The sequence below is a fragment of the Sphingobacterium anhuiense genome (assembly GCF_042686355.1).
GTDB classification, from domain to species: Bacteria; Bacteroidota; Bacteroidia; order Sphingobacteriales; family Sphingobacteriaceae; genus Sphingobacterium; species Sphingobacterium anhuiense.
Genome location: NZ_JBHUPE010000004.1, coordinates 981,994 through 1,005,121 on the forward strand (window position 1 = coordinate 981,994; position 23,128 = coordinate 1,005,121).

Genomic DNA, 23,128 nt, shown 5'->3' on the forward strand with positions numbered 1-23,128 from the left:
TTCCGATCTGCTCATTAAAAAACAAATTATGAAACAGTACAAGAAAAAATTTGCAACCTTCCCCATCGGCGGGTAAGACCCGCACACAGGAAATCAGTTAACGGCAGTTGACTATTCCGTCGCATGGATAGCCGAAACATCACAACGCAAAAAAATGGAACATATCATCAACAACAAGGGCAACAAACTACACTCAGCAATATCCACAAAAAAAGGTAGTTTAATCCGTCGGAGTGCACGTTGGATCAAGCATCGCATACCTGCTTTGATTGTTTATGGCTATGCTTTCTTGTATTTCTATACAGGAATTGCGAAGTTGCAAATTATCGCGGAATTTATTCGGGGAAACAGCAAGATCCCTTATTTAGGAAAATATGCCGAACTGATCGGCTGGGGCATTCCCACTTTGGAAATCCTGCTGGCTGTACTACTGATTGTCCCGGTATACAAGATAAAGCGTTTTGCCCTATATGCATCTTCCTTTTTGATGGGCATATTCGCACTTTACCTGACTTTGATGGTAGCCTTTGTTGAAAAAAAGCTCTGTAATTGCGGAGGAGTGATCGAATCCATGGGCTGGAGAACACATATTATCTTTAATGTGGTCTGGTTTATCGCCGGAATCTATGCCCTAAAAAAAACAAAAATTATAAACAATTAAAACTAAAGGTATGAAAACCTCATTAAAAAATTTCACAAAAGTGCTACTTGGAGTAGCTGTATTAGGCGGTGCGGCATTGACGCAATCATTTACAAAATCATTAACTCCACCAGCTGGTGATTTTGTAACATTAGATGGAACAACTTGGGAACCTGCTTCAAATTATCCTGCAGGAGAATGCTTAGATGCAAGTTCTACATGTTCTTATCATAAAATTGGTAGTGCTCCAGGACCAATGAATGATCAATACAAAAATCCTGCTAATTTCCAGGAAGCTGATCAAGGAGTATTCCGCACAAACGAATAATGGAATTAAAAAATGGCACCTGAAAAATTTCAGGTGCTGTTTTTTACTTAATACTCTTTATTAAACTTACTAAAGCTGTTGCTTGTTCTTGTGAACTCGGTCTTGGAACCTGAGTCGTTACGATTCTCATTTCTTTATCCAAAATAACTTGTCTCGGATATGAAATTACATTAAAGAACTTTATAATAGGATGTAACGACTTTTCTCCCATAGTGTATAGACTAATATCTGAAGAATCACTGTACGATCCAGATTGAACAGAATTCTTCCATTTCTCCATATCTTCATCGATAGAAATATTAACAAAACAAAGATCCTTCACATCCCCTAATTCTTTCCTTACGACCTTCATCTCCTCATGTAGTACTTTGCAATTTGCACAACCAGTAAACCAGAAATCAAGAACAATTATTTTCCCGCGTAAATCAGAAAATTGGACCAAATTTCCACTTGTATCCATCAACTTAAAATCTGGTAACAATTGCCCTTGAGCTGTTTGAACACGAAATAGCTGAATTGCATCTCGATATTTATTACTTGAGACATTTGACACTATGTTAGACTGCTGATCATCATCCATTTTAGTATAATTCTGAAAAAAATAACGATAATATATTCTATCTAGACTTTCCTGTTTCATCATCCCGGCATCCCACTCTTTTTCAAATGCTGTACCTAGCCATTTTCTAAGCCTCATTCTTTCCATAAAATAATTTTCCATTTCGTTTGCCTGAAAAAAATTCATATCATGAACTTCATGGAGTCGTGTATTCCGCCTCAGATATTCCTGGATAAATAATGATTTCTCATTTTCAAGATTGGGATTTTCTTTACTGATACGATGAAAAACCATAATCAGTTGTGTCAACAAGTTTTGTTCAATTTTACCAATAATATTTAATTTTAGTAATCGATAACTACTCTTGTCTAATACATTCATATTTCGATCTAATACAATCAGTTGACTATCACGCTTCATGTAATTATATTGTAAAAGCGACTGGAGCTTATCATGAAGAATTGAAGACAGTTCTGGTTGCTTATCTACAAGATCGATCTTTTTATAAACAAAATTCGGGAATGATACTGTTTTTTCTATTCGACTAAGTTGATATTGCAAATTCATAATTTCAGCCCCAATACCACTAAATACAAGACGGTCATCTTCTTCAGAAATGACCACACTATCTCCTGGAAATATTATGTAATCCAATAATATTATTTTCTCCGCATTTTTCTCATTCCCCGTTTTTAAAGTGATAAATCGGAAATCTATTCCTTTATCAAACTTAATCGTAAATATAGAATCATGTTTTACTGCCATTTCTTTTCTGTGCGGAGTTCGGTTAAAAAATTCGAAATTATCATCAGTCCAGTAACAGTTTAATTCATTTTTTAAGTGACTATCTTTGAGTTTTCTAACATCAATAGTTGCCGTTTGTGCAAAACCGACATAATTAAAACCTAAAAAAATGCATAGGTAAATTAAGTAATGTATTATTCGTATTTTCATGATCATTATTTATTTGTGATGATTAATTCCTGAGGAATAACAGGCAAAGTATATCTAGAATCATTCGGCGGTAATATATACTGTTTACCAGAAAGTGTTCTAGTTAATGTCTTAGCAAATCTCGCCTCCATATTCAATCTCCTCAGATCTTCCCATCTACAATTACCTGTAAACACGAGTTCTTTACGACGTTCCTCTAAGACGCGGAAAAGAACATCATCAGCGGTTTCGTTCGGCGGTTCTGAAAAATCTTTGTATCGATAATTGCAAAAGTTATTCAATACTTCCCTACCTTCTTTCCAAAAACCCGTCCTAACAAGACATTCTGCCTTTATCAGAATAATTTCATTAGTAGCTAGTCCTGAAAACATTCCAACTGTACCAGAGTAGCGGCCTTTAAAGGATTTTGTACCATCAACATTTACTCTAAAGAAGGCGGATTTTCGGATATCATTATCTTTGTAACTATCAAATAATGCTTCATTAACCCTGAGATCTCCATACGATACAAAAAAGTAGTTGATCGGCCCAGCATAAAAGACGATCTCTTTATTTCCTTTGTCGATGGTTGGAAAAGGTAACGTGGCAGCTGTATTCAAACTCGAAAAATCAATTAACTCATTATTGTACTTCAAATACTCCTCTGCATATTGCAATGCTTTATCATAGTTTTGCATCGTTAAATAGATCTTTGCTAGCATCGTTAAAGCTGCAGATCGTGATGGTCGTGTCTTCTTTTCAGGAACGATTGGCAAAATGCTTAATGAAGCAGTCAAATCTGTAATTACCTGCTCATAGCAAGCTTCTACCGTAATCAGATTACCACTTTCATAGATATCCGACCCAAAGCGCATAGGAAGCACGCAAGATATTGAAGCTCCCTTTACATATGGAGGAGCATAAAGCTGTAATAACTGATAATAATGAAACCCACGATAATACAATGCAGAACCTCGAATATTATCCTTCTCGGCACTTGACTTTGTGACTTTATCTGTTCCCTCTATAATGATATTTGCATATGCTATAGCCCTATATGGCACAGTCCAATCTCCAGTTCCCGTTCCAATTGCGCCTTCATAAATATCTTCTTTCCAGATATAAGCATTTCGTTCCGAAGGATTTCCAACTGTCAAAGCCGTATTTTCAAGAAGATGGATATTATCAGCGCTGATAATTCCTAGGCCAGGCGTGGTATTCATCACTGTCGTATTATCCAATAATGATTGATAATCATCCAAACTTTTTAGTATGACATCGCTATTTTTTGATTTTACATCCAGCCAGTTATCTATCTTTTTGCAAGAATAGCAAGATAACAGGCAGAAAAAATAAATGAGATATTTCATAATTAGAATTTTTAAAATTAAAACTGGACACGAGCACCAAGAGAGTAACTGGTCGGTGTTGGATATAAGCCGAAATAATCGTTAACATCAGGATCTATACCTAATTTATTCTTACGCCATATGATTCCAAGATTGTCTATGTAGGAATAAAGATCTACTGTAAATCGCGAAAATTTCACCCGGTACGACAAGGAAATATCCTGTAAACGAATATGATCACCGGGTAAAACTAAGGCTTCCGAGTTTTGGTAAAACGTATTGCGGCTTGCATTAACAGGATAGACCAATGTAGGCATAGTGGTTTCTTTATTCGGGTTCTGAGGATCAAATGCTAACATAAAATCTACATTTGGCATCGAAAGTACCTCGTTTAAATTAGTACTACTACTTTTCTTTCTGATGTAGAAACCAGACTTAAGAAGAATATTAGCTGAAAGTGACCACTTTCGGTAAGAAAAAGTATTGCGCAATGAACCAAACAACGTAGGCCTACTACTTCCATGATAGTTAACATTATCCATGGTATTACTGGCAATAATATCTGCATAATCTTTAGATTCAACACCATTTAAATAGCCCATAGGATCTCCATTTTCATCCAGTCCAGATGACTGGTAACTATATACGCCATAAAGCGAATTACCCTCTTTAATATAAAGACCATAGCGTGCAGGTCCGTCAACTGCGGACGAATTAGATACCAAATACCTTGTTGGATATTCTTCATTAAAAGAAAGAACCTTATCCTTGATCAAACTTAATAGATATACGGTACTCCAATTAAACTTACCTTTTGTATTTATACTAGTTAATTGTAGATCCACCCCCCTATTACGGACTGAAGCAGAATTACCTTTGTAACTATTAAAACCTGAGGAAGGTCGAAGCAAGATCTCCTGTATAAGATCCATTCCATCTTTTTGGAAGAACTCTATTGAACCCGAAATACGATCTTCTTTCGAAGCAAATTGCAATGATAAGTTTATATTACGCACTCTTTCCCATCGTAAAGATGGATTGGGCGGATTTTGAATGGTGGCTTGTCGAAAACCATTAAGTGTGTTCCTATTAAAGCTTGCAATAAGGTAAGCAGATTGATTATATGAATTTCCATTATATCCATACGTAAACCGAAGCTTTAATGTTGGCAACAACATTGATTTATAAAAATCTTCTTTTGAAATGTCATATAAAAGTCCGACCGACCACAGTGGTACAAATTTATCATTGGTCTTTACTCCATATAAATTAGCACCATCTTTTCGAGCTGAGGCGGATAATGTATACCGTTCTCGAAATTGGTAAGCACCATTAAAGAAATAAGAAACGGAACGGCGAGTCACTTCACTAATATTTCCAACACCATCATCAATCAGCTGTGATCCTAATCCATTCGGATTAATTGGATAGTATTGATTAAAGTTTAGATTGCTTAAAATCGTTCCAGTCTCGTGATCATAGCCATAATACCGACCTGAGTGAGCTGTAATAATTGTCGATTTCATTTCAGCACCCAATAAAGCATTTAATTGATGCTTGTCTGACCATCTTTTATTCATCGCGCTATTAATCCGAAAATTATAAGCTTCTAACCTATCTCGAGTATGATCAAGTATATCCGCATCGGGTATAGGGTAAGTAAAATTTTTACCATTCACTTGTGTATAGCGATTGACTAAATTTCTGACATAATAGCTATTCTTATTCTTCAAATCTTCATACTCACTCTGCTGACGTTCATATTGAAAGAGGGAGGCGAATGACAACCAATTCAAAGGAGTATACATTAATTGCCCATTCAAAATTGTATGCAACCGCTTAGCATGGGTATCTTTGAGTTCTTTCTCTTCTAATGGGCGAAGTGACCAGTCTTTAAAGTCTTTGCTTTCCATTTCTCGTAGATAGCTATCTCGATAACCACTTGGTACCATGAGCGGAATACCATCCTTACCTGTGTATGCAATGTAGGGATAGGGTGAACTGTAGCTGTAACCATATCGTTCTGTCGTATTGGTCACTGATACCGATGGAGAAAAAGTTAGATTTTGTAATAACTTAAACTGCGGAGAGATATTCATTGTCCATCTTTTTAGACCACTCTTTTGAACGACTTCTCGATTATCATTGTAGCCAACAGAAAAATAATTGCTAAATTTTTCTCCTCCAGAGCGAATTCCAAACGCATATTGGTTCTTCACTGAAGTTTGGTAAAAGTTTTCTGAAGTTTCATCTCGACTATCTATCGTAACAAACCCTTGTTCTGCAAGCTTAAGTACATTTTCATCTATAATACCAGATCTGTGTTGATCTAACAATTCAACATAAGGGCTTACTAAAGGAAAAGTTGTGTTATTGGATAACATATCATTATAAAAACCTTTATCAAAAAGCTGACGCTCGACATCCATAAACTCCGAACTCGGAATAAAGTTTCGGCTATATTTCAAGTTAGGTTTTGTTCCAATTGTGGTTGAAGTATTAAAGTCAATCTTTGTTTGTTCTCTAAACGCAGCTTTTTTGGTCGTTATCACAATGACACCATTCCCTGAACGTGCACCCCAAATAGAAGCTGCTGCAGCATCACGTAATACCGTTATGCTTTCAATATCATTAGGATTGATTTGATCTAAACTACCTTCAAAAGGAAAATTATCTAGAATAATAAGTGGATCAGCACTTACATCATTATCAATAGTTGATCGCCCGCGTATAGATAGACCAGTCTGCTCATTGGCTGGTAATAAACCTCCTGCTCCGCCAGATGATCGATTAAAGTTAACACCGCTCGTCACTCCTTCCAATCGATCAAGTATATTAGTACTGACTCTCCTATTCAAAAGTTCGTTATCAATCTGCACAAAACTCCCTGTCGCTCTTTCTTTGGGTATTTTCTGATATCCTGTTGATACTACCTCCACTTCATCAAGCTGGTTTTCTTCAGGTATCAATTTTACAGTCATTGATACTCCTGCGGTATAATTGACTTCTTGGCTTTTAAAACCGATGAAAGAGAATCTGATCTTTCCACTTTTATTAGAGACCGTCAATTTAAACTTTCCATCTTTTGAAGTTTTAACTTGTAAATTTTCGGCATCAATTCGGACTGATACTCCTTGCAGTGGTGTACCATCGGTGGAAGAAACAACTACACCAGTTAGCTCATATTTAACCTGCCCATTCACCCCGCTGTCCTTGCGGGGTGTCTGAGCTGATAAACATAAACTATGAAATACTGCGATGATCATGATACAGGGTATCGCAATTACTTTAATGGCCTTTAATAAGCACAAGAGCAGATTAAAGGCATGTAGCATTGGAGAAAGCACGATCCATAGCACCAGCTTCCAATGTATTTTTATATATGAAAACGTAGATTGATTATGCTCTTGTAAAGCGTAATCATGTCTAACGTTTTCAATTTTTATTATAGAACTTTTCAATGTGTTTATTTTTTGGTTTGTTTTTGATTGAAGACCAAAAAATAACGCTGGATTTGGGACAATAAATTTCCTTTGGGGTAACACATAGCTCTCCCCATTGCAAGTTTTTTGCATGATTCTAAGTTTAAATTGAGGGTCGATAAGGAAAAAATCTAGGCAATAGACTCCCTGTTCAACTTCAATAGTTAAAAAATAAAATGAAAAAATGCAATTTTAAGTCTTCGTCAACGGTTATAATATGGTATTCAGGATTGCATTATATGGGTTAAACAAAAAGAACCGACTTTACTCTATTAGCGTATTACGATAAAAAAGTAACAACAATAATTTGCTTTACTGCTAGAAAAGTGTAATTTTAAGGTGCTATACTTTAAATTACTGGCTAATTCTAGTTCGATTACACAAGCGATTGTTTACCAATAGAATAAAAGTCGGAAACATAAACCATTTTTGGATGGTAATTAGCTTATATTGACTTCTAAAGAACTAGGTATTTTTAATAATTAATTTGGTGTATACCCCGTACTTAATTATTAATTACCTCGACCTTTTGATTTGGCATACGCTACTCCTCGCCTATTTTGGCTTTATGTTTAAATTTTAGCAGCTTATTGAGGCGCACAAAACTTGTTCTTTAAAATTTGTGATTGGATGAACCGATGACCGTGATTCTGAATCAGGTCTAATGTGGTTCTTTGACTGGTTTTGAATTGTATCATCATAATCTTAAAAGGTTATGTGAACAATATTGATCTCGAAGAAAACTCACCTCAAAAAACAAGGGGTGATTCACACTTTAGGCCCGAGGGTGACTAGCCCTTTGTCTAAGTCTACGCGAGACTCTTGACTCAACCTCCTAAAGCTAACGTGAACCACCCACATGCTTTTATATAAAGAATTACAAATGTAATAAACTTTTTTGAGCATGGGGCGATTGCACGGTTCTCTCGAAGGAATTAGTCGTTTCGGGTCGAGATACATCGTTCACAGAGGCAAATGCCTATGTTTTTTTAATCGCTTAATCAAAAATACAAATAACTATTTAAAGTACCAAACATATGGTACATAAAAATTTAATATGCAACAAATATTTGAAACAAGTGCGATCTTTAGAATAGAATATGAGCTTATCATAAACATCCAAGATTTTAGAGAAAAACGTGGATGGTCACAAAGGGTTCTAAGTGCGAAAATGCGCTTAGCTGAAGCATTTGTAGGTAAATGTGAATCTTTAGATCAACCTGAAAAATATAACTTAAGACATTTAGGAATTCTAAAAGAAGTTTTCGGATTTAAAAGTTTAGATGACTTTTTCCCCGATGGAATTCCCAATGATGAACAAATCATCATTTGGTACAAAAAAGTACCTAAGAAGAAGGCGGACGGCAGTGATTCTAAATTAATGGATAATGTCGTCGTAGAAATAATTGTTGTCGACGGTGAAACAAAAGCAGAGGTAAATAAGGAGAATAAGAGGTAAAATTTACTGCGAGAAATTTGGATAGTTAATTTTTGCACCGCATTATGTTTAATATGAATATCTATGGATATATAAGGTGCATAATTATTTCTTAACAAATTGAAAAGTATTTATCTCAATTAATGAGCGAATTATCATTTTTACCGATTATAATTATACAGATTATTACATATTTTAAATTGACTTTCATGAATTATTAACAAAATGAAAAAACAAACTCTTTCAAAATATGATCAGGAATCTGTATCAATTTATATCAGAAACATTGATCCTAAAAAAATAATAGCAAAATCCTTTAAAGAAAAAAATAATTTTGAACCTGCTATCGGCATTAAGTTTTATACTTTTAAGAGTATTCACTTTACTGGAGACTTTAAAGGCTTTATTTTTAAAAACTGTAAGTTTAAAGATTGTACATTTGAAAATGTGTTTGGTTTCTTTTTGTATTTTAAAAAATGTATATTTTCCGATTGTGAGTTCAAAAATTCCCGCTTTTCCCATGGTCAATTTGGTTGGACCGAATTATCATTTCAAAACTGTAAATTTATAAATGTTGAAATCGATGAAGGAGACTTAGATAATTCTCTTTTTAATAACTGTAGTTTCAAAAGCTTAAAAGTAGCAGAAGATCTATTTAATGTTGAGTTTAATAGTTGTTATATACAGGAAAGCTATTTTAGCGGTATTGCCTATTATTCTTCCCTGGAAGAGACGGATAAAAATACACAAGACGTCACTTTTAGTAGTTGCACAATTTTGGATACTTTCTTTACAAATATTGATTTTAGGAATAGCTCATTTATTGATTGTTCTATGTTTTCTTCATCATTTTTAAGTTGCATCTTGTCCAACTCATCTTTCAATTTTGGAATTAAAGAATTAGAACCATCATATTCAACAATGGATTTCCAAACTATATTGAAAAGTAATTTAACAAATCGAACTTTGCTGAAATTTATTTTTAATATTCATTCGCTAGATTATAAAGAAAAAATAAAAGAAATAACCTCAGAATACTACTGTAAAAAGCTTTTCATTTCTTACAGTTTTAAAGATCGATTATTTGCATCAACATTAAACGAAGTCTTGAAAAAAAATGGTATCAAAACATTCTTATGGGAGAAGGATGCCCCTGGAGGACAAAATCTTGAGGATATAATGACGAAAAACATTACAGAGCATGATATTATTTTATTCATTGCATCTAAACATTCATTAAAGAGTAAAGCTTGTCAATTTGAACTTACAGCTGGTTGCAAAAAACAAGAAGAGACTTGGAACAATGTATTTTTCCCAATTCACATTGATAGCTACATTTTTGAAGTTCAGAGAAATAAAATAAGACCTATTGAAAAAGCGGATGAATATTGGAAAAATATTGAGGAATTGAAAAGAATTAATTCACAAGACTTCGCTCAATTTGCAAATCTATCATTAATTAATAAAATCGAATTTGAAGAAGCTGTATTGATTAAAATTGTAAAGGAAATTCAAATAATGAAATAATTCCTGAAAATTGGATTGTTAGAGATTAAGGCAAAGACTATGAGATTCTAAAGGTCAAATTTTCTCTGTGCAATTAAAAGTAGCAGAGAGTGATAATCCATATTATATTAAAATTTATCATTTTCAACTGAAAAAATAGAACAATTTTAATCTTACAGTATTCCTTATGTAATTGTATTTATAAGCAGTGAAGTAATAAATATGAAATTTTATGAAATAAGGTTTTATATTTATAAAGTTTGGCGTATCTTAATGCCATAAATTCCAACAAGGAATGCCATATAACAATATTAAAATGAACATAGACGATATATTTCACAGCTATTCAATAAGCTTAGTAACTCAAGGGGAACATAAATTTTACACTTTAACTGTTCCGTCGGAAATTTTAGCTAAAACGTGCTTTATTTCTTCAAGAGAAGATGATCCAAAAGAAGGTTTCCAAAGATTACTTGACGAAAAAAGAGCTCAACAAATAGCAGATTATATTGATAATGGACTTGGAACCATTCCAACGGCAATAATTTTATCTGCACAACCAGAAGCAGAATTAGAAATTACTGGAAAAGGTAAAACAATTAAATTCAAAGAGCATAATAAAGCTTTTTTAATATTAGATGGTCAACATCGTGTTTATGGATTTAATTTGGCTAAATCATCGGTTAGAATTCCTGTGGTAATATATAATAATTTGTCACGAAGGGATGAATCAAGGATATTCATTGATATAAATACTAAACAAAAACCTGTACCAAATGAACTACTTTTTGATATTAAAAATCTTGCAGAATATGAAAATAATAATGAAACATTTTTAAGAGAAATCTTTGATTTATTTCATGAAAGTCCAGACAGTATATTATTAGGGTTAACAAGCTCTGCTGATAAATCTAGGTTAAAAATATCGAGAGTAGCATTTAATTCAGCATTGTCATTAGTTACGAAATATTTTGGGGACAAAGAATCCAATGAAGTCTATGAAATTTGTAATAGTTATCTCATTGCAATGTTTAATGGTCTTCGAAAAATAGGATTAGAAAAGGCAATTACAAATTCAACAGTATTTAAGTCTATTATTTCTATATTTCCACATGTTGCACAAAGAACTAAAGATAAATATTCAAATTACATGACTGATAGTTTTTCTGAAATCCTAGCACCATTATTCGTTAAATTGAAACCTACAAGGATTTCAAAACCTGGTGGATCATACAAAGATTTATCTAATTATCTTTTAGATTGTTTAAAAACTGATTTCACATTGTAAGATGAAATTTGAGGATATATTTAGACAATATTGGGCTTTTGGCTTAAATAATATAACTGTCAATCGTTCATTAACATTTAATGATTGGATTAAATCAAAAAATGATTATCAAATTAATTCACAGGTATCAAAGGATGAATTTATCATTTCATCTTTTGATCGACAGTACTTTTTAAAACCTTTATCTAAAGATTGTAACAGATTTGCTTCAGCATCATTAGAAAGCATTATAAAAATTGATGATTTAAAAATTCTTCCGAAGAACATAAGTTGGCTTTTAATCAAACAATATTATTCGGCATATTATGCCGCTCATGTAGTTTTACGATTTTTAGGTTTTTCTTTGTCTCAATTTGATTCAGAATCAATAAGATCAATTAAGCAAGTTGCAGATCTATTTTCAAATTTGAACGGTATAGCCATTGAATCTGGATATTATTTAATAGACTTTGGTATAAATTCATTGAACATAAATTGCAAAAAAATTGACATAAAGAAAGATGGAGGTTCACATGTCGCTTTATGGAAACTATTTGGCGAAAAAATTAAATTTATCTCCATAGATATATTAACCAAAGTCAGTTCGCAAGAAGTTCAACCACTAACAGATAAATTAGATCAATTATTACAAAATTTGTCTTATGTAGGATCATCAGATTACAGTTGGCTTTCGAGAATTAGAAACGAGTTAAATTACAAGCATTTGCACGGAGCTTGGCATCCTTATGATACTGCGCGGAGTTGTTCGGCTGATATTTTAAAGAATTTAAAATCATGGATGACGGATCCAACTTCAATAGAATTATCAAATCTGACAGGCAAAGAATTGCTCAGATTTTCAAATACATGCATGTTTATTATTGGTCTAGCTCACACTATAAGTCAAGATATGACTAAAAGATGTAGCAATGGTAAATCATTTCTAGACATAGGATATTCAAAAATTTACAACATAACGTAACATCAACAATTGTTTCATAACTGGTGGGATTTATAAGTGATCGCACGTCCGAAGGGATTTGTAAATAGCAAATTTACTTTCATCAATTTTTAGCAAAAGTATTTCACCACTTTTCTTCAAAAAACACGCTTACTTTTCCGGTTTATTTTCTTGTTTTTTTTCAGGGATGATTGTCTGTTGAGTATTACAACCTATAGTACACCACTGTTCCGCTTCAAAGTGCACCAGTTATTCCGCTCCAAAGTACACCAATTATGCCGCAGCAATGTACACCGCTGGATATTTTGAGAAAAAAAGATTGCTAAGTTAGGTATCAGTTAGATTCCTAAGATATGGCATCATGAGAATCTAAATCTTGAATTTTTAAAACCTCTCCAATTTAATGTTGCTGTATCTAAAAACAAAAAGTAGCACTTACGCCAATTATGGACATGGGGAAATTATGAGAAAGAATAAAAAATTTAACGTAGAGATGAAAGAAATCACCATGCTAAAAATTATGTAAATCTCATGATTATCGGTTTAATGACGTTTAAATAAGATGAACTTTTTAAAATAATGACGAATAAAATGAAAATAATTTCCATAAGAGAAAATCCAGAATATAAGGAAAAAGCAATCCAATACTTCCAAAACAGTTGGTCTGAAGTATTACCAATTATCTATGAAGATTGTATCTTAAACTGTATAAATGCTCCGCAATCATTACCGCAATGGTATCTGCTAGAGAAAGAAAATGAAATTATCGGTTGTGCAGGCCTGATTACGAATGATTTCATTAGCCGAATGGATTTGTATCCATGGCTGTGTGCGCTATTTATTGATGAGCAGTACAGAGGCCAGAATTATGGAAACCTACTCATTGAAAAGGCTAAAATGGATACAAAAAATTTCGGCTTTTCATATCTAAACCTTTCCACAGACCATATCGGATACTATGAGAAATTAGGATTTGAGTACATTGGACAAGGATACCACCCATGGGACGAGGAAACTAGAATTTATCAGATAAAGGTATAGTTCTCTAGCGGTGTAACTGAAAATGATCAAAAAGGTCGATAGAAAAAGCAAACAGTATCCTATCCAAATAAATCATGTGTTGGTAAATATAATTGTTGTCCACTGTAAAACAAAAGTAGAGGTGAATAAGGAGAATAAAGGGTAAAATTACGTTAAAAATACAAAACAATTAAAGATATTGCAATGAATAACAAAAATCATATTCTTTCTTAATTGTTAATAGAGATAGCTCTGCTATCGATTTTTAAAAGATCATAGATATTGGTTATGGTTTTATAATGGAGGATTCTATTCTGGAAAAAACAATAGGCTGAATTTAGGAGAGTGTCATAATTATTAGATCAGTAAGCCTGATTTACAACATTGGCATTTTGATATAATTGACAACTATGGCGATAATCTGGATATAAGAAATAAAAGGCCCGTATAAGGAAAACCCCAATGCATTGTTTGTCAAGAACAACATGGAATAAAACTCGAGAAATAATTTGGCGAGTCTACGTTCTGAAATCTCAAATAGCTTTTCTTTATAATGGCAGAATCATGGCAGTAGTTTGAAAAAATCTCTTTTAAATCATCTTAAAAAGGATGGGTTCGAATATGTGTAGAGATCAGACCTAAAGACTTTCCCAAAGCATGAAGCTCTAGACTTCATATAAAGATTTATCTTCGTTTAGTAAATTGAATGTCACGTTAGAGCTGTCATGCGGATAATCTACCCGTCATTTTCATTCAAAAACTGAGCTGATAGAGTATTTAATGTATACAACGATTTGACAAATATGTCTTGAGCTACCTCTCGGAAATTCTCGTCTTTTAAACCAAAATATTCAACAGCCCTCTTCATGTTTTTATTCGAGCTACTGTACCGATGTGCAATCATCCCGGATCGGAGATCCTGTAAATTTCGGAGGAAAGTAATCATATCGGGAATTGTCTTGCTATGTTCAGCAAGAAAACGCTCAAATTTTGCAATTCCTCTCTCATTTTCTATCTTCGGGAGCCCCTTAATGAGCATTTCCTCATTAAGACTGTCAATAGTAAGCTTAACAATGGTCAAAAGTTGATCAGAGAAGGATTTTACGCTATTTTCTGAGGGTAAATGAAGGGCATTAAAATGATCCTTATCGGTCCCTACTTGTTCCTTATAAAAATACCAACCAAATTTTTCAAACCATTTCTCATTGAATCTTACATATTTTTCTTTAAATCTTATATCAACTGAATCTGAATCGCGAGCCCAATTTCCCATCACCATTGTGTCGTAATACGATCCACTTAGGCCCATACCTGGCTCTGGTGCAATATTATAGTGCTTCCAATGTAACTGTTCTTTTGCTGGAAGCATCTTCAGGTCATTTAAAAAAACCATTACATAATCGTCATGGTTATTGTCCATTTTTAAACTTATAAAACTTGAGCTAATGTGGAACCCATTGACGTCAAATTTATGAGGATTAGCATAGTACTTATTCAGCACATCCTTTTTAAAAAATACCGGAGTAAAAAACTGATGATCTTGTGAATGGCAGGGTATTTTCAATAGGTTTCCATCCTCGTTGTATCCAATAATGAAGTTTTCATTGTCTTCTTCATAAGTGTCAAAATGGAAAATTAGACTTTTGGCGGGATCATATTTCAATATAGTTTTACCGATAATCCAGCTCTGAAAGCTGCCCTTATCAAGTCCGGGTACGACTCGCATCAGATGATTGTAATTAAATGTTTCACCTATAAAATCTTGGTCCTTTGGGGTAAATGTAATATCCGTACCCTTCAAGTCGGTAATAAGCATAATATCAAAACAAATAGAAATATGGATTTTACGCACTGCAAGGTATTCGGTCAAGAACTTGAGTTTAATACGGACCTCACGCTCCTTAACCTTGATTACTTCCTCTTCGTCACCAACCTCATCTATAAAGTAGTAGGTACGGTCCTGTTTGGTGTTCGCTTTCTCAAAAAGATTAAAATAATTCACAAACTCCTGTGATACTTCTACGTAACGTTCATTTGCATGATTGAACCATTTCGGAAATACAAACGGTTCTAATCCCTCGTCACCAAATCGAAAGTATTCGGTAATCTCTTGGCCATTTTCGTAACGTGTTATGATACTCGGATGTCCTTCGCTCCCCCACCTAATTCCCCAATCGCGTGTCTCAATATATTTGTCGAAATGTTCAGGTTTTACAAGTAGACAATAGATACCAGTTTCGACTTTTTCGCCATCCTTATAGCTACGATATACGGTAATCCAGCCCTTTTCAATAAAACGCTGCTTAATCAGGTTATGCTCTTTCTGTAAATTGAATATTTCTCCGTCCATAAGTTTTAACAAGTATGAGTTTGCAAAGAACAGTAATTATAATGCAATCTATTTGCGCACTATATTATTTCTGCAATTATCTATATTTAAAATAATAAATCACTGCTCAACGTCAGTCTTATATCGTAATTGCTTATAATACATTTTCATTAAATTAAGCAGGTCCAAAGACTTTTTTATTGCCCAATGTATATAAATCGTCACCGGCTGCAGACAAATCAGCATCCGAAATCGTTTTATATTCCTTCAAATAGGAACTATTAATCAAATAGACTATTGACTTCCATAAATACTTTTTCAAAATTCTCTAACGTGACCGAATCAAAAAATGAGGCATCAACAGCCATTTTAGTAAGCTGATTAGCAGGCCTGTAATGATTAAATCTTTGGATACTTAAATGCTTATTAATCTGTATAATGATTTGATCTATTGCAGGATTCAGATCTCCCACTGAAATGTCAGTGTATTCTTGGAAAGCTGCGTTGAATAGCTTCAAATAATCTATTTTTGTAAAGATATCTTCAAGATCTGCAGTATTATGAGTATCTAAAAAATCATGGAAAAATCTCACTTTCTTACCATGGATAATTTTATCTGCTATCAAAGAATCCATTTTAGCCTTTCCTTTGGCATCTGTATAAGAATCCAGCAGACAAACTGTTTCTAAATTTGAGCCTCTCAATAAAGAAATAAATGTTGCTACTTTTTCAAGCCCCCCAGTTGGAACAATTGTAATATCAGATCTGAGGAAGGTCCTTTTCTCCGCTTCCAGGATAGATGACATTGCCGTCAGAATAATTAAATCTGAAACCCCCTCCACCAAAAGATTTTTCTTGCTGATATAGAGATTCTGTGCAATATCGTAGCCAAGTGCGGCCTGAAGCGGAAACAATGTGTTTGGATCCTTTTCTTGAATAGAATCTGAGATTATAGATCCATCCTCAGTTTCTAAAACTGTCCTTACTCTGTCGAGATTTTCCGAGGAGATCATAAAGGGAGAGTGCGTAGTATAAATAATCTGGTAATTTTCCGAAAGATCTTCTAAAAATTTCAATAGGTCGGCCTGTGCAGAGGCATGTAGATTTAGTCCTGGCTCGTCCAATAGAAGGATATAATTAGAGTCTTGATCTTCCTGAATTTTTTTAAACCAAACTAGGAAGGAAAAAAACCAATTAAATCCTTTACTTCGATTTTTTAAGGATAATGAAACGCCTTTGCTCTTTACTCGAATATCCAAAACATGTTCAACAATTTGCGTATTGTTCCTTTGATCGGTGCTCGGTACTTTATCAATTTGAAATGTGATACTTAAATTTTTATTTGTTTGCCAATATTTAAATAGCTCATCCGATATTATAGCTTCTGTGGCTTCCAGCTCAGCAATAAAATCTTCAAAATTATCAGCTTTTAAAATTTCTTTTGTGTTTATATCTGCTAGTTCGAAAAACGCTTTAGCGGTTTTAAATTCATTATCAGTCAATTCATTAGCCTCCAGCTTTTCAATACTAATTCGAGATGGCAAGGCATAATATTCATCATAATACAAAAATTTGGGGAGATTTGGTTTCAAATATATTCTTGAAATATATTCCGCAATTGGCCCACTATCCCATTGCCAGATATTTTTATAGTATTTTTCGAGGGTTTTCAATCCGGCAATATATTTATCCTCACTATACGTTCCAATCAGAGCGTTCAGATCATCTGCAGAATTTACCTTTGCTAGTTTTTCATTTAAAGCAGCACTTGCAATTCCTAATACTTTTGTTATATGTTCAATAAATATTTTGGGATCTGCTTCTACATGCCAATTAGCCCCATTGCTATAATTAGTAGTAATTGTAAACTCACTAGAGGTCAGCACTCCAGTGCCAAGTTCTTCCTCAATATTTGCTAATAGCTGACTATCTATTTCATACGTCGAATGGATAGCATCCGGATCGGTTTTCGCTTTATCAATCGCTTTCTTCTCCTTCCGTGGATAATCATGCGTCAAGTTAAATTTAAATTCTTCATCATCCTGAAAATAATTTGTTTTTCCCATAGCTTCCAGGGCGGATGTTTTTCCAGACTCATTCATACCAACAAGAATTGTTATTTTGTCTTCCACCTGAAAAGTCTGAGTACTCGAAAACGATTTATATTTCAAAATCTCAACTTGTTTTAGTTTCATGGTTAATATGCTTAATTAAGTTAATGACGAGCAATTGCTTAAACGCTCCTTAATTAATGCAATATAACAAATTTGTCGTTTCAAAACTCATTTTTAAAAACTAACATTTCTTATATTATCACAAGCTTAGAATTTCGTAAGAAAGAAGAAAAAGCAAACAAGCTAGTAGCAATAAGTACTGAAAATATTAAAGATTAGTACACCACATCAACTATCACAAATAGTCTAGAAACAAAAAAAGCATGACTACTTAACTGCATAACTAAGGATCTTTATACTAACTTCAGTATTACAAAAAAGAATTAAACTCTTTCATAAATGACAGCTAATCCACTGTTACATAGATCAATTCATCAGCAGATAAACTATAAATTTGTATATTTGCCCTCAAAGAGTTATTGATGTTCTTTGAAGTCGTTAAAGGATGATTGAAACCGTGATTTTGCCTTAAGTGGCATAAACATGACAGCAATTTAAAGTATATTAGAAAATGAGGTTTTAAAGTGGTTGGAACGAGTTAGTTCGAATCCCTCCCTTTCCTCATAACAAAAAGAAGCTGTAAGATCTTTAAAGTTTAACAACCATTTCTACTATTGACGTTTAGTAAATAACCATCGGAAGTTTCATTCTACAGAATATCTAAATATAAGTACAGAATTTCATTTCATATAAATTTCAAGATTCTACCACATTGAACTTTAAGAAATCAGGAGCTGGTATATATAGGCGCAATTCATTTTATTAAATTCTCTCATTAAAACTTATGCCATCCTTGGATCAATCCAGAATAGATCTCGGAGTTGCAGTAGTTCTTCTCTGTCCATCAAGTTATAAACCAGCTCATCTTTCTCTTCTAAAGGAATCGATATTTGTTGATCCGTTTCAAGTAAAAAAATGGTTAAAATAGCATCCTTGTCATATATCGAGATATCGGATTGTACCATAGTAACATCATGTTTGTTAAACCATTCTCTTGCCTGTTCTTGATCTAGGCAGATCAGGGAACGGGTTAGCTCTTCAAGATCTAGCATCTCATCGATGATATGGGTGGGATAATTTACGCCAATATAAGCTAGATACAGAAGATGATTACCTGTACGTAAGGCATAATTACGTATTAAGACCCTCTTTGGATCGAATGAAAAAACATAATATTCTGGATTGGAGATAAACTTATACTGCTTGCCGTAAAACTGGATTTTATCCTCCAATTCTTCTAAATGATCTATTTCAATAAATACTTCTCCTAAAAGCTGCCCCTCATCTATATTGGCTAGTGCATCGTCAATGACCAATAGAGCTTGCTCTTCCATAGGAACAATGCTTCCACTACAATCTAAGTGTAACAAATAATCATCAACATCAGGTACAGTTAACGGATACCATGTTGGGTTTTCGTCGTCAACTGTATTTTTAGATGTTAAAATGTTATAACCGTTACGCTTTAATTCTAATAGTATGACTCTGCTCAGGGGGACGAACTTCATAAGATCTTAATCATATCACTAAAACAAACTTTGTTGCATGGGGCCATCCTGTCCTAAGGGTGGCAGATCTGACCATTGATAGGGTTCGTACCGATGCTTTCCATCTGGCCTGTTGGGATATCCTCTTAAGGTATAGACTGGATAATATTCTAATGCCTGATCGGAGATTTCGTAATTGAAAATAGGTATGAGCGTTTCTTCATCTTTTGCGGATAGCCATTGCTGCTCAAGCTCAGGCGTAAGGAATAAGGGCATGCGTCTTTTGTTCGGTCCATCGTTATGGATCTGGCCCATCACGGTATTGGCTTCACGTGTGAGCATACCAAAGCTTCCTATTTTATGGATCTTTCCTTCCTGATCAACGATCTCATGCCATTGATACAATCCTGGGATATAGAAGATTTCTCTTCCTTTCTCTCCAATGAAATAGGGTACTTTCTTCTTCCATCCGTGTACTTTACGGTGCTCAAAGGTACCGGATACGGGGATAAGACAACGTTGATTTTTGAGTCTATGCCAATAGGATTTACTATCGGCAAGGATCCGCTCGCTCCGCACATTGATCATATTGCGACGACGGTCTTCCTGTTCTTTGGGATCTTTGATGTAGGTGGGCAATACGCCCCACTCCATTTCAAGTAAGCCCAGCTCCTCGCCTTCTTTGTCTTTGTAGATGATGGGATATGCAGGAAAGGTGATGGCCTGCACGTTTTCAAAATAACGGTAGTCGTATTCGAGCTGTTTGCGTTCGTCCCGTAACTTAGGGAATGCTTTCTTGACGATTTCAAGATCGGTATGAAGTGATATGTCCCAGCACATAGTTCTTTATATTGATAGTATGTTTCTTGTTAAACACGGTGATGTATTCATTTGTTTTGCCTGCGGCTATTAACTGATGAGTTCAATAGCCCTGACTTTCGTTTGTATCTTACCATCGGTAATGATCGCCCATACGCGGCCATGTTCGAGGGTAAAGAGGATATCGATTGGATCTTTCCTCTTGAAGGTGGTCTGGTTACGGAGGTAACCGACAATCTTGCTTTCGTACATGCGCAACATGCGCTTGTCCCACTTTTCTTCGCGAAAGCGATTGGTGAAGATGCGATAACCGGAATTGGTTTCCAATAACTGCTGTATGCTATGTGCATCTGCCGGTATCTGTATGGCTTTACCTTCTTTGGGGCCCAGTTCTGCAGCATGTGCATGTGCTTCTTCGGCTGACCAATACGGCGAAAGCAGAAAACCTGTCCCTTTGGTAACATCGGGCCACTCGAACCGCTGCAGTACAAAATCACGGTAACCCTGTTCCAGAAATTCCTGAAAGGTACTACGGGTGAGTTGTTCAAATGGATTGTATAGCATAACGGTATCGCGTTGTTGATACGAATATAAGAAAATGACGGTTTAGTCTGCGTGCAGATTTTTCAATATAAACTTTGATTAATATCATTTATGGATGACTCAATTGTATCTGGTTTTGAATTTAAAAGGTTTAAAAAAGATGTTAGAACTGGAGCGACAATGTAGTCTTTCTGGCAACAATACTTTGAAAAAGATCCCAATGGAGCGTATCTGCTACAAAGGTTATCTAATTAGTCAGACAGTGTCTGACCAATTACAAAACATTAATTTTGAAAACGATACATATCAAAAATCTGTGCATCAACAGTTTAATTCTGATCTTATAAAGCCTGAAGAATTTCCTACAAAACTGTCATATTCTCATTTCTTGGAATTGATTATAACAAAGGTATCTGTGAAGTTTAATTAATACAAAAACTGACGATAGCCCTGTTTCAGAAATTCCTGAAAGGACCACGGGTGAGCTGTTCAAATGGATTGTACAGCATCATGGTATTACGTGTTAATACGATTATAAAGAATATCAATAGATATTTCACGGCATTTACCGCTATATACTCCGTGGATCTGGCTTAAGGGGCATCTTGGCGCAGCGGATCACCCACAATATAGAACACTTGAAAACAGCGACTTAAAAACATTTTAAAAATGAAAATATAAATATTTTTGCATGAAATTTGAATTTTATTTCATACATTTGACTCATGTATAAGTTGGATAATTTAAAGAAATCAATACGAAAAGGACAAGTCTATCGTAGAGAAGATTTGGCAAAATCATCAAAATCAATAGATCGTGATCTAGCTATCCTAGTGCAAGAAGGTAGTCTTAAAAAACTAGCTCAAGGCTTATACTATGCTCCTAAAAAAACAGTTTTTGGAGATTCGGTTCCTGAAGAGATAGATGTCATAAAGAAATACCTGAAAGGTGATGATTTTTTAATAACATCTCCCAATTATTACAATTCAATAGGATTGGGAACAACACAATTGTATAATAGTAAAAGTATATATAATCATAAAAAGCATGAAGATGTCAAACTTGGAAATAAAGTTTATCAGTTTAGACGTAAGTCCAAATTTCCAAAACAGCTTTCATCCGAATACTTAGTTATTGATTTATTAAACAATTTAAAAAGCTTGGAAGAAGACGAGCAAACCCTATTACATAATCTAAAGTCAAGGGTACAGCAATTTAATAAAGAGCTTCTTAAAAAGAATGCAGCTAGATATGGCTCTATAAAAGCTAAAAAAATAATAAATGAACTAGTATAGAACTATGTATCTACATCAGCACAAGAACTTCAAAGATCTTATCCTGGCAGAATCTGAAATACGAGCAATTGATCCGATACTGATCGAAAAGGATTATTGGATTATGCACTGCTTATATGGTCTTCAAATACTAGGCTTTCAATTTGAATTAAAAGGCGGTACTTCCCTATCTAAAGCTTATAAAATAATTGATAGATTTTCAGAAGATATTGACATACATATCCACCCCGCTGCTGCTTTGGGAATAAATGAAAATCCGAAAAATACCAATCCAAAAAATGTTGCAAAAAGATTAGCTTTCTATGAAAGCTTAGCCGATCAAATAAAAATAGATGGAATAATAGGCGTTGAAAGGGATACTGTTTTTGATGATACTCAATATTACCGAAGTGGAGGAATTAGGTTAATTTACAATTCCTTTTTTAACGAATTGCCAGGATTAAAACAGGGTATTCTGTTAGAAGTAGGATTTGATAATGTAGCCCCAAATAGTCCTATAGATATATCATCATGGGCATTTGAGAAAGCGGTACAAGCATCGATTGATTTAACAGATAATAGAGCGCTACAAGTTGCATGTTATGATATGTGTTATACTTTTGTAGAAAAACTGCAAACAATAGCGACAAAATTTAGGAATATGCAAAGTTCAGGAGACAACCAAGTGAATTTTATGCGTCAATATTATGATGTTTATCAACTTCTTAATCAACAAGTAGTAATAGATTTCATTGGAACTCCCGAATATTTAGCTCATAAAAAGCGTAGATTCCCTAATTTGGATTTTGCTATTCCAATTGCACAAAATGAAGCTTTTTTATTAGAAGATAGTAAAGTAAAAGAACATCTCAATCAACTGTATATTAAAAGCAATGCACTTTACTACAGTGGACAGATTGATTTACAAACTATACTTGATTTATTAAAGATACACCTTGAAAAATTATAATTTTTATTTGTCCATCACAATCGTATGGAGATAAAATAAAGGGTTATCC

General features: G+C 34.1%; 17 protein-coding genes. 9 read left to right on the forward strand and 8 right to left on the reverse strand.

Features of this window, described 5'->3' with window-relative positions:
* Positions 1-154: 154 nt before the first annotated feature.
* Both ACFS6I_RS09860 and ACFS6I_RS09865 read left to right on the forward strand, forming a co-directional pair.
* Positions 155-661, forward strand: coding sequence for a MauE/DoxX family redox-associated membrane protein (locus tag ACFS6I_RS09860; RefSeq protein WP_380920062.1), 507 nt, complete (start codon positions 155-157; stop codon positions 659-661).
* 10 nt (positions 662-671) lie between these two features.
* Complete coding sequence (locus ACFS6I_RS09865; RefSeq protein WP_132842028.1) at positions 672-968, forward strand: hypothetical protein; 297 nt, start codon at positions 672-674, stop codon at positions 966-968.
* Positions 969-1,011: 43 nt separating this feature from the next.
* On the opposite strand, the gene ACFS6I_RS09870 is transcribed toward ACFS6I_RS09865, so the two are convergent.
* From ACFS6I_RS09870 to ACFS6I_RS09880, 3 genes are read right to left on the reverse strand one after another with little or no spacing between them, the layout of a single operon-like run.
* Positions 1,012-2,481 (reverse strand): TlpA family protein disulfide reductase, encoded by a 1,470-nt coding sequence (locus ACFS6I_RS09870; protein WP_380920064.1) that lies wholly within the window; start codon positions 2,479-2,481, stop codon positions 1,012-1,014.
* 5 nt (positions 2,482-2,486) lie between these two features.
* Positions 2,487-3,830, reverse strand: coding sequence for a RagB/SusD family nutrient uptake outer membrane protein (locus ACFS6I_RS09875; protein ID WP_380920066.1), 1,344 nt, complete (start codon positions 3,828-3,830; stop codon positions 2,487-2,489).
* A gap of 17 nt (positions 3,831-3,847) precedes the next feature.
* Positions 3,848-7,384 carry a SusC/RagA family TonB-linked outer membrane protein gene (locus ACFS6I_RS09880; RefSeq protein ID WP_380920068.1) on the reverse strand — a complete coding sequence of 1,179 codons (3,537 nt, stop codon included), beginning with the start codon at positions 7,382-7,384 and terminating at the stop codon, positions 3,848-3,850.
* Between the two features lie 964 nt (positions 7,385-8,348).
* Here ACFS6I_RS09880 and ACFS6I_RS09885 point away from each other — a divergent pair.
* From ACFS6I_RS09885 to ACFS6I_RS09905, 5 genes are all read left to right on the forward strand, one after another.
* The gene (locus tag ACFS6I_RS09885) at positions 8,349-8,750 is read left to right on the forward strand and encodes an XRE family transcriptional regulator (protein ID WP_380920070.1); all 402 of its coding nucleotides are present in this window, start codon (positions 8,349-8,351) and stop codon (positions 8,748-8,750) included.
* A 204-nt stretch (positions 8,751-8,954) separates the two neighbouring features.
* The gene (locus ACFS6I_RS09890; protein WP_380920072.1) at positions 8,955-10,256 is read left to right on the forward strand and encodes a TIR domain-containing protein; all 1,302 of its coding nucleotides are present in this window, start codon (positions 8,955-8,957) and stop codon (positions 10,254-10,256) included.
* A gap of 295 nt (positions 10,257-10,551) precedes the next feature.
* Positions 10,552-11,523 carry a DGQHR domain-containing protein gene (locus ACFS6I_RS09895; protein WP_380920074.1) on the forward strand — a complete coding sequence of 324 codons (972 nt, stop codon included), beginning with the start codon at positions 10,552-10,554 and terminating at the stop codon, positions 11,521-11,523.
* Between the two features lies 1 nt (position 11,524).
* Positions 11,525-12,484 carry a hypothetical protein gene (locus ACFS6I_RS09900; RefSeq protein ID WP_380920076.1) on the forward strand — a complete coding sequence of 320 codons (960 nt, stop codon included), beginning with the start codon at positions 11,525-11,527 and terminating at the stop codon, positions 12,482-12,484.
* Between the two features lie 570 nt (positions 12,485-13,054).
* Entirely contained in the window at positions 13,055-13,504 is a 450-nt protein-coding gene (locus ACFS6I_RS09905) for a GNAT family N-acetyltransferase (protein WP_380920077.1), read from the forward strand.
* A gap of 715 nt (positions 13,505-14,219) precedes the next feature.
* Here the strand turns inward: ACFS6I_RS09905 and ACFS6I_RS09910 are convergent.
* The 5 genes from ACFS6I_RS09910 to ACFS6I_RS09930 form a co-directional block, all read right to left on the reverse strand.
* Complete coding sequence (locus tag ACFS6I_RS09910) at positions 14,220-15,833, reverse strand: hypothetical protein (RefSeq protein WP_380920078.1); 1,614 nt, start codon at positions 15,831-15,833, stop codon at positions 14,220-14,222.
* A gap of 260 nt (positions 15,834-16,093) precedes the next feature.
* Complete coding sequence (locus tag ACFS6I_RS09915; protein ID WP_380920079.1) at positions 16,094-18,007, reverse strand: AAA family ATPase; 1,914 nt, start codon at positions 18,005-18,007, stop codon at positions 16,094-16,096.
* Positions 18,008-18,768: 761 nt separating this feature from the next.
* A complete protein-coding gene (locus tag ACFS6I_RS09920) occupies positions 18,769-19,494 on the reverse strand; it encodes a hypothetical protein (RefSeq protein WP_380920081.1) in 726 nt (241 codons plus the stop codon).
* 18 nt (positions 19,495-19,512) lie between these two features.
* Complete coding sequence (locus ACFS6I_RS09925) at positions 19,513-20,313, reverse strand: SOS response-associated peptidase (protein WP_380920082.1); 801 nt, start codon at positions 20,311-20,313, stop codon at positions 19,513-19,515.
* Between the two features lie 69 nt (positions 20,314-20,382).
* Positions 20,383-20,856, reverse strand: coding sequence for a hypothetical protein (locus ACFS6I_RS09930; RefSeq protein WP_380920083.1), 474 nt, complete (start codon positions 20,854-20,856; stop codon positions 20,383-20,385).
* Between the two features lie 704 nt (positions 20,857-21,560).
* On the opposite strand from ACFS6I_RS09930, the gene ACFS6I_RS09935 reads away from it, so the two are divergent.
* Together ACFS6I_RS09935 and ACFS6I_RS09940 are read left to right on the forward strand one after the other, a co-directional pair.
* Entirely contained in the window at positions 21,561-22,130 is a 570-nt protein-coding gene (locus ACFS6I_RS09935) for a DUF6088 family protein (protein WP_380920084.1), read from the forward strand.
* A 103-nt stretch (positions 22,131-22,233) separates the two neighbouring features.
* Complete coding sequence (locus tag ACFS6I_RS09940) at positions 22,234-23,079, forward strand: nucleotidyl transferase AbiEii/AbiGii toxin family protein (RefSeq protein WP_231577398.1); 846 nt, start codon at positions 22,234-22,236, stop codon at positions 23,077-23,079.
* Positions 23,080-23,128 lie beyond the last annotated feature (49 nt).

Coding starts and splice junctions, on each gene's coding strand:
- ACFS6I_RS09930 (WP_380920083.1), bottom strand. CDS start 20,856: ATGCTATACAATCCATTTGAACAACTCACCCGTAGTACCTTTCAGGAA.
- ACFS6I_RS09905 (WP_380920077.1), top strand. CDS start 13,055: ATGAAAATAATTTCCATAAGAGAAAATCCAGAATATAAGGAAAAAGCA.
- ACFS6I_RS09910 (WP_380920078.1), bottom strand. CDS start 15,833: ATGGACGGAGAAATATTCAATTTACAGAAAGAGCATAACCTGATTAAG.
- ACFS6I_RS09865 (WP_132842028.1), top strand. CDS start 672: ATGAAAACCTCATTAAAAAATTTCACAAAAGTGCTACTTGGAGTAGCT.
- ACFS6I_RS09915 (WP_380920079.1), bottom strand. CDS start 18,007: ATGAAACTAAAACAAGTTGAGATTTTGAAATATAAATCGTTTTCGAGT.
- ACFS6I_RS09925 (WP_380920082.1), bottom strand. CDS start 20,313: ATGTGCTGGGACATATCACTTCATACCGATCTTGAAATCGTCAAGAAA.
- ACFS6I_RS09870 (WP_380920064.1), bottom strand. CDS start 2,481: ATGAAAATACGAATAATACATTACTTAATTTACCTATGCATTTTTTTA.
- ACFS6I_RS09920 (WP_380920081.1), bottom strand. CDS start 19,494: ATGAAGTTCGTCCCCCTGAGCAGAGTCATACTATTAGAATTAAAGCGT.
- ACFS6I_RS09860 (WP_380920062.1), top strand. CDS start 155: ATGGAACATATCATCAACAACAAGGGCAACAAACTACACTCAGCAATA.
- ACFS6I_RS09935 (WP_380920084.1), top strand. CDS start 21,561: ATGTATAAGTTGGATAATTTAAAGAAATCAATACGAAAAGGACAAGTC.
- ACFS6I_RS09885 (WP_380920070.1), top strand. CDS start 8,349: ATGCAACAAATATTTGAAACAAGTGCGATCTTTAGAATAGAATATGAG.
- ACFS6I_RS09900 (WP_380920076.1), top strand. CDS start 11,525: ATGAAATTTGAGGATATATTTAGACAATATTGGGCTTTTGGCTTAAAT.
- ACFS6I_RS09890 (WP_380920072.1), top strand. CDS start 8,955: ATGAAAAAACAAACTCTTTCAAAATATGATCAGGAATCTGTATCAATT.
- ACFS6I_RS09875 (WP_380920066.1), bottom strand. CDS start 3,830: ATGAAATATCTCATTTATTTTTTCTGCCTGTTATCTTGCTATTCTTGC.
- ACFS6I_RS09895 (WP_380920074.1), top strand. CDS start 10,552: ATGAACATAGACGATATATTTCACAGCTATTCAATAAGCTTAGTAACT.
- ACFS6I_RS09940 (WP_231577398.1), top strand. CDS start 22,234: ATGCACTGCTTATATGGTCTTCAAATACTAGGCTTTCAATTTGAATTA.
- ACFS6I_RS09880 (WP_380920068.1), bottom strand. CDS start 7,384: ATGCAAAAAACTTGCAATGGGGAGAGCTATGTGTTACCCCAAAGGAAA.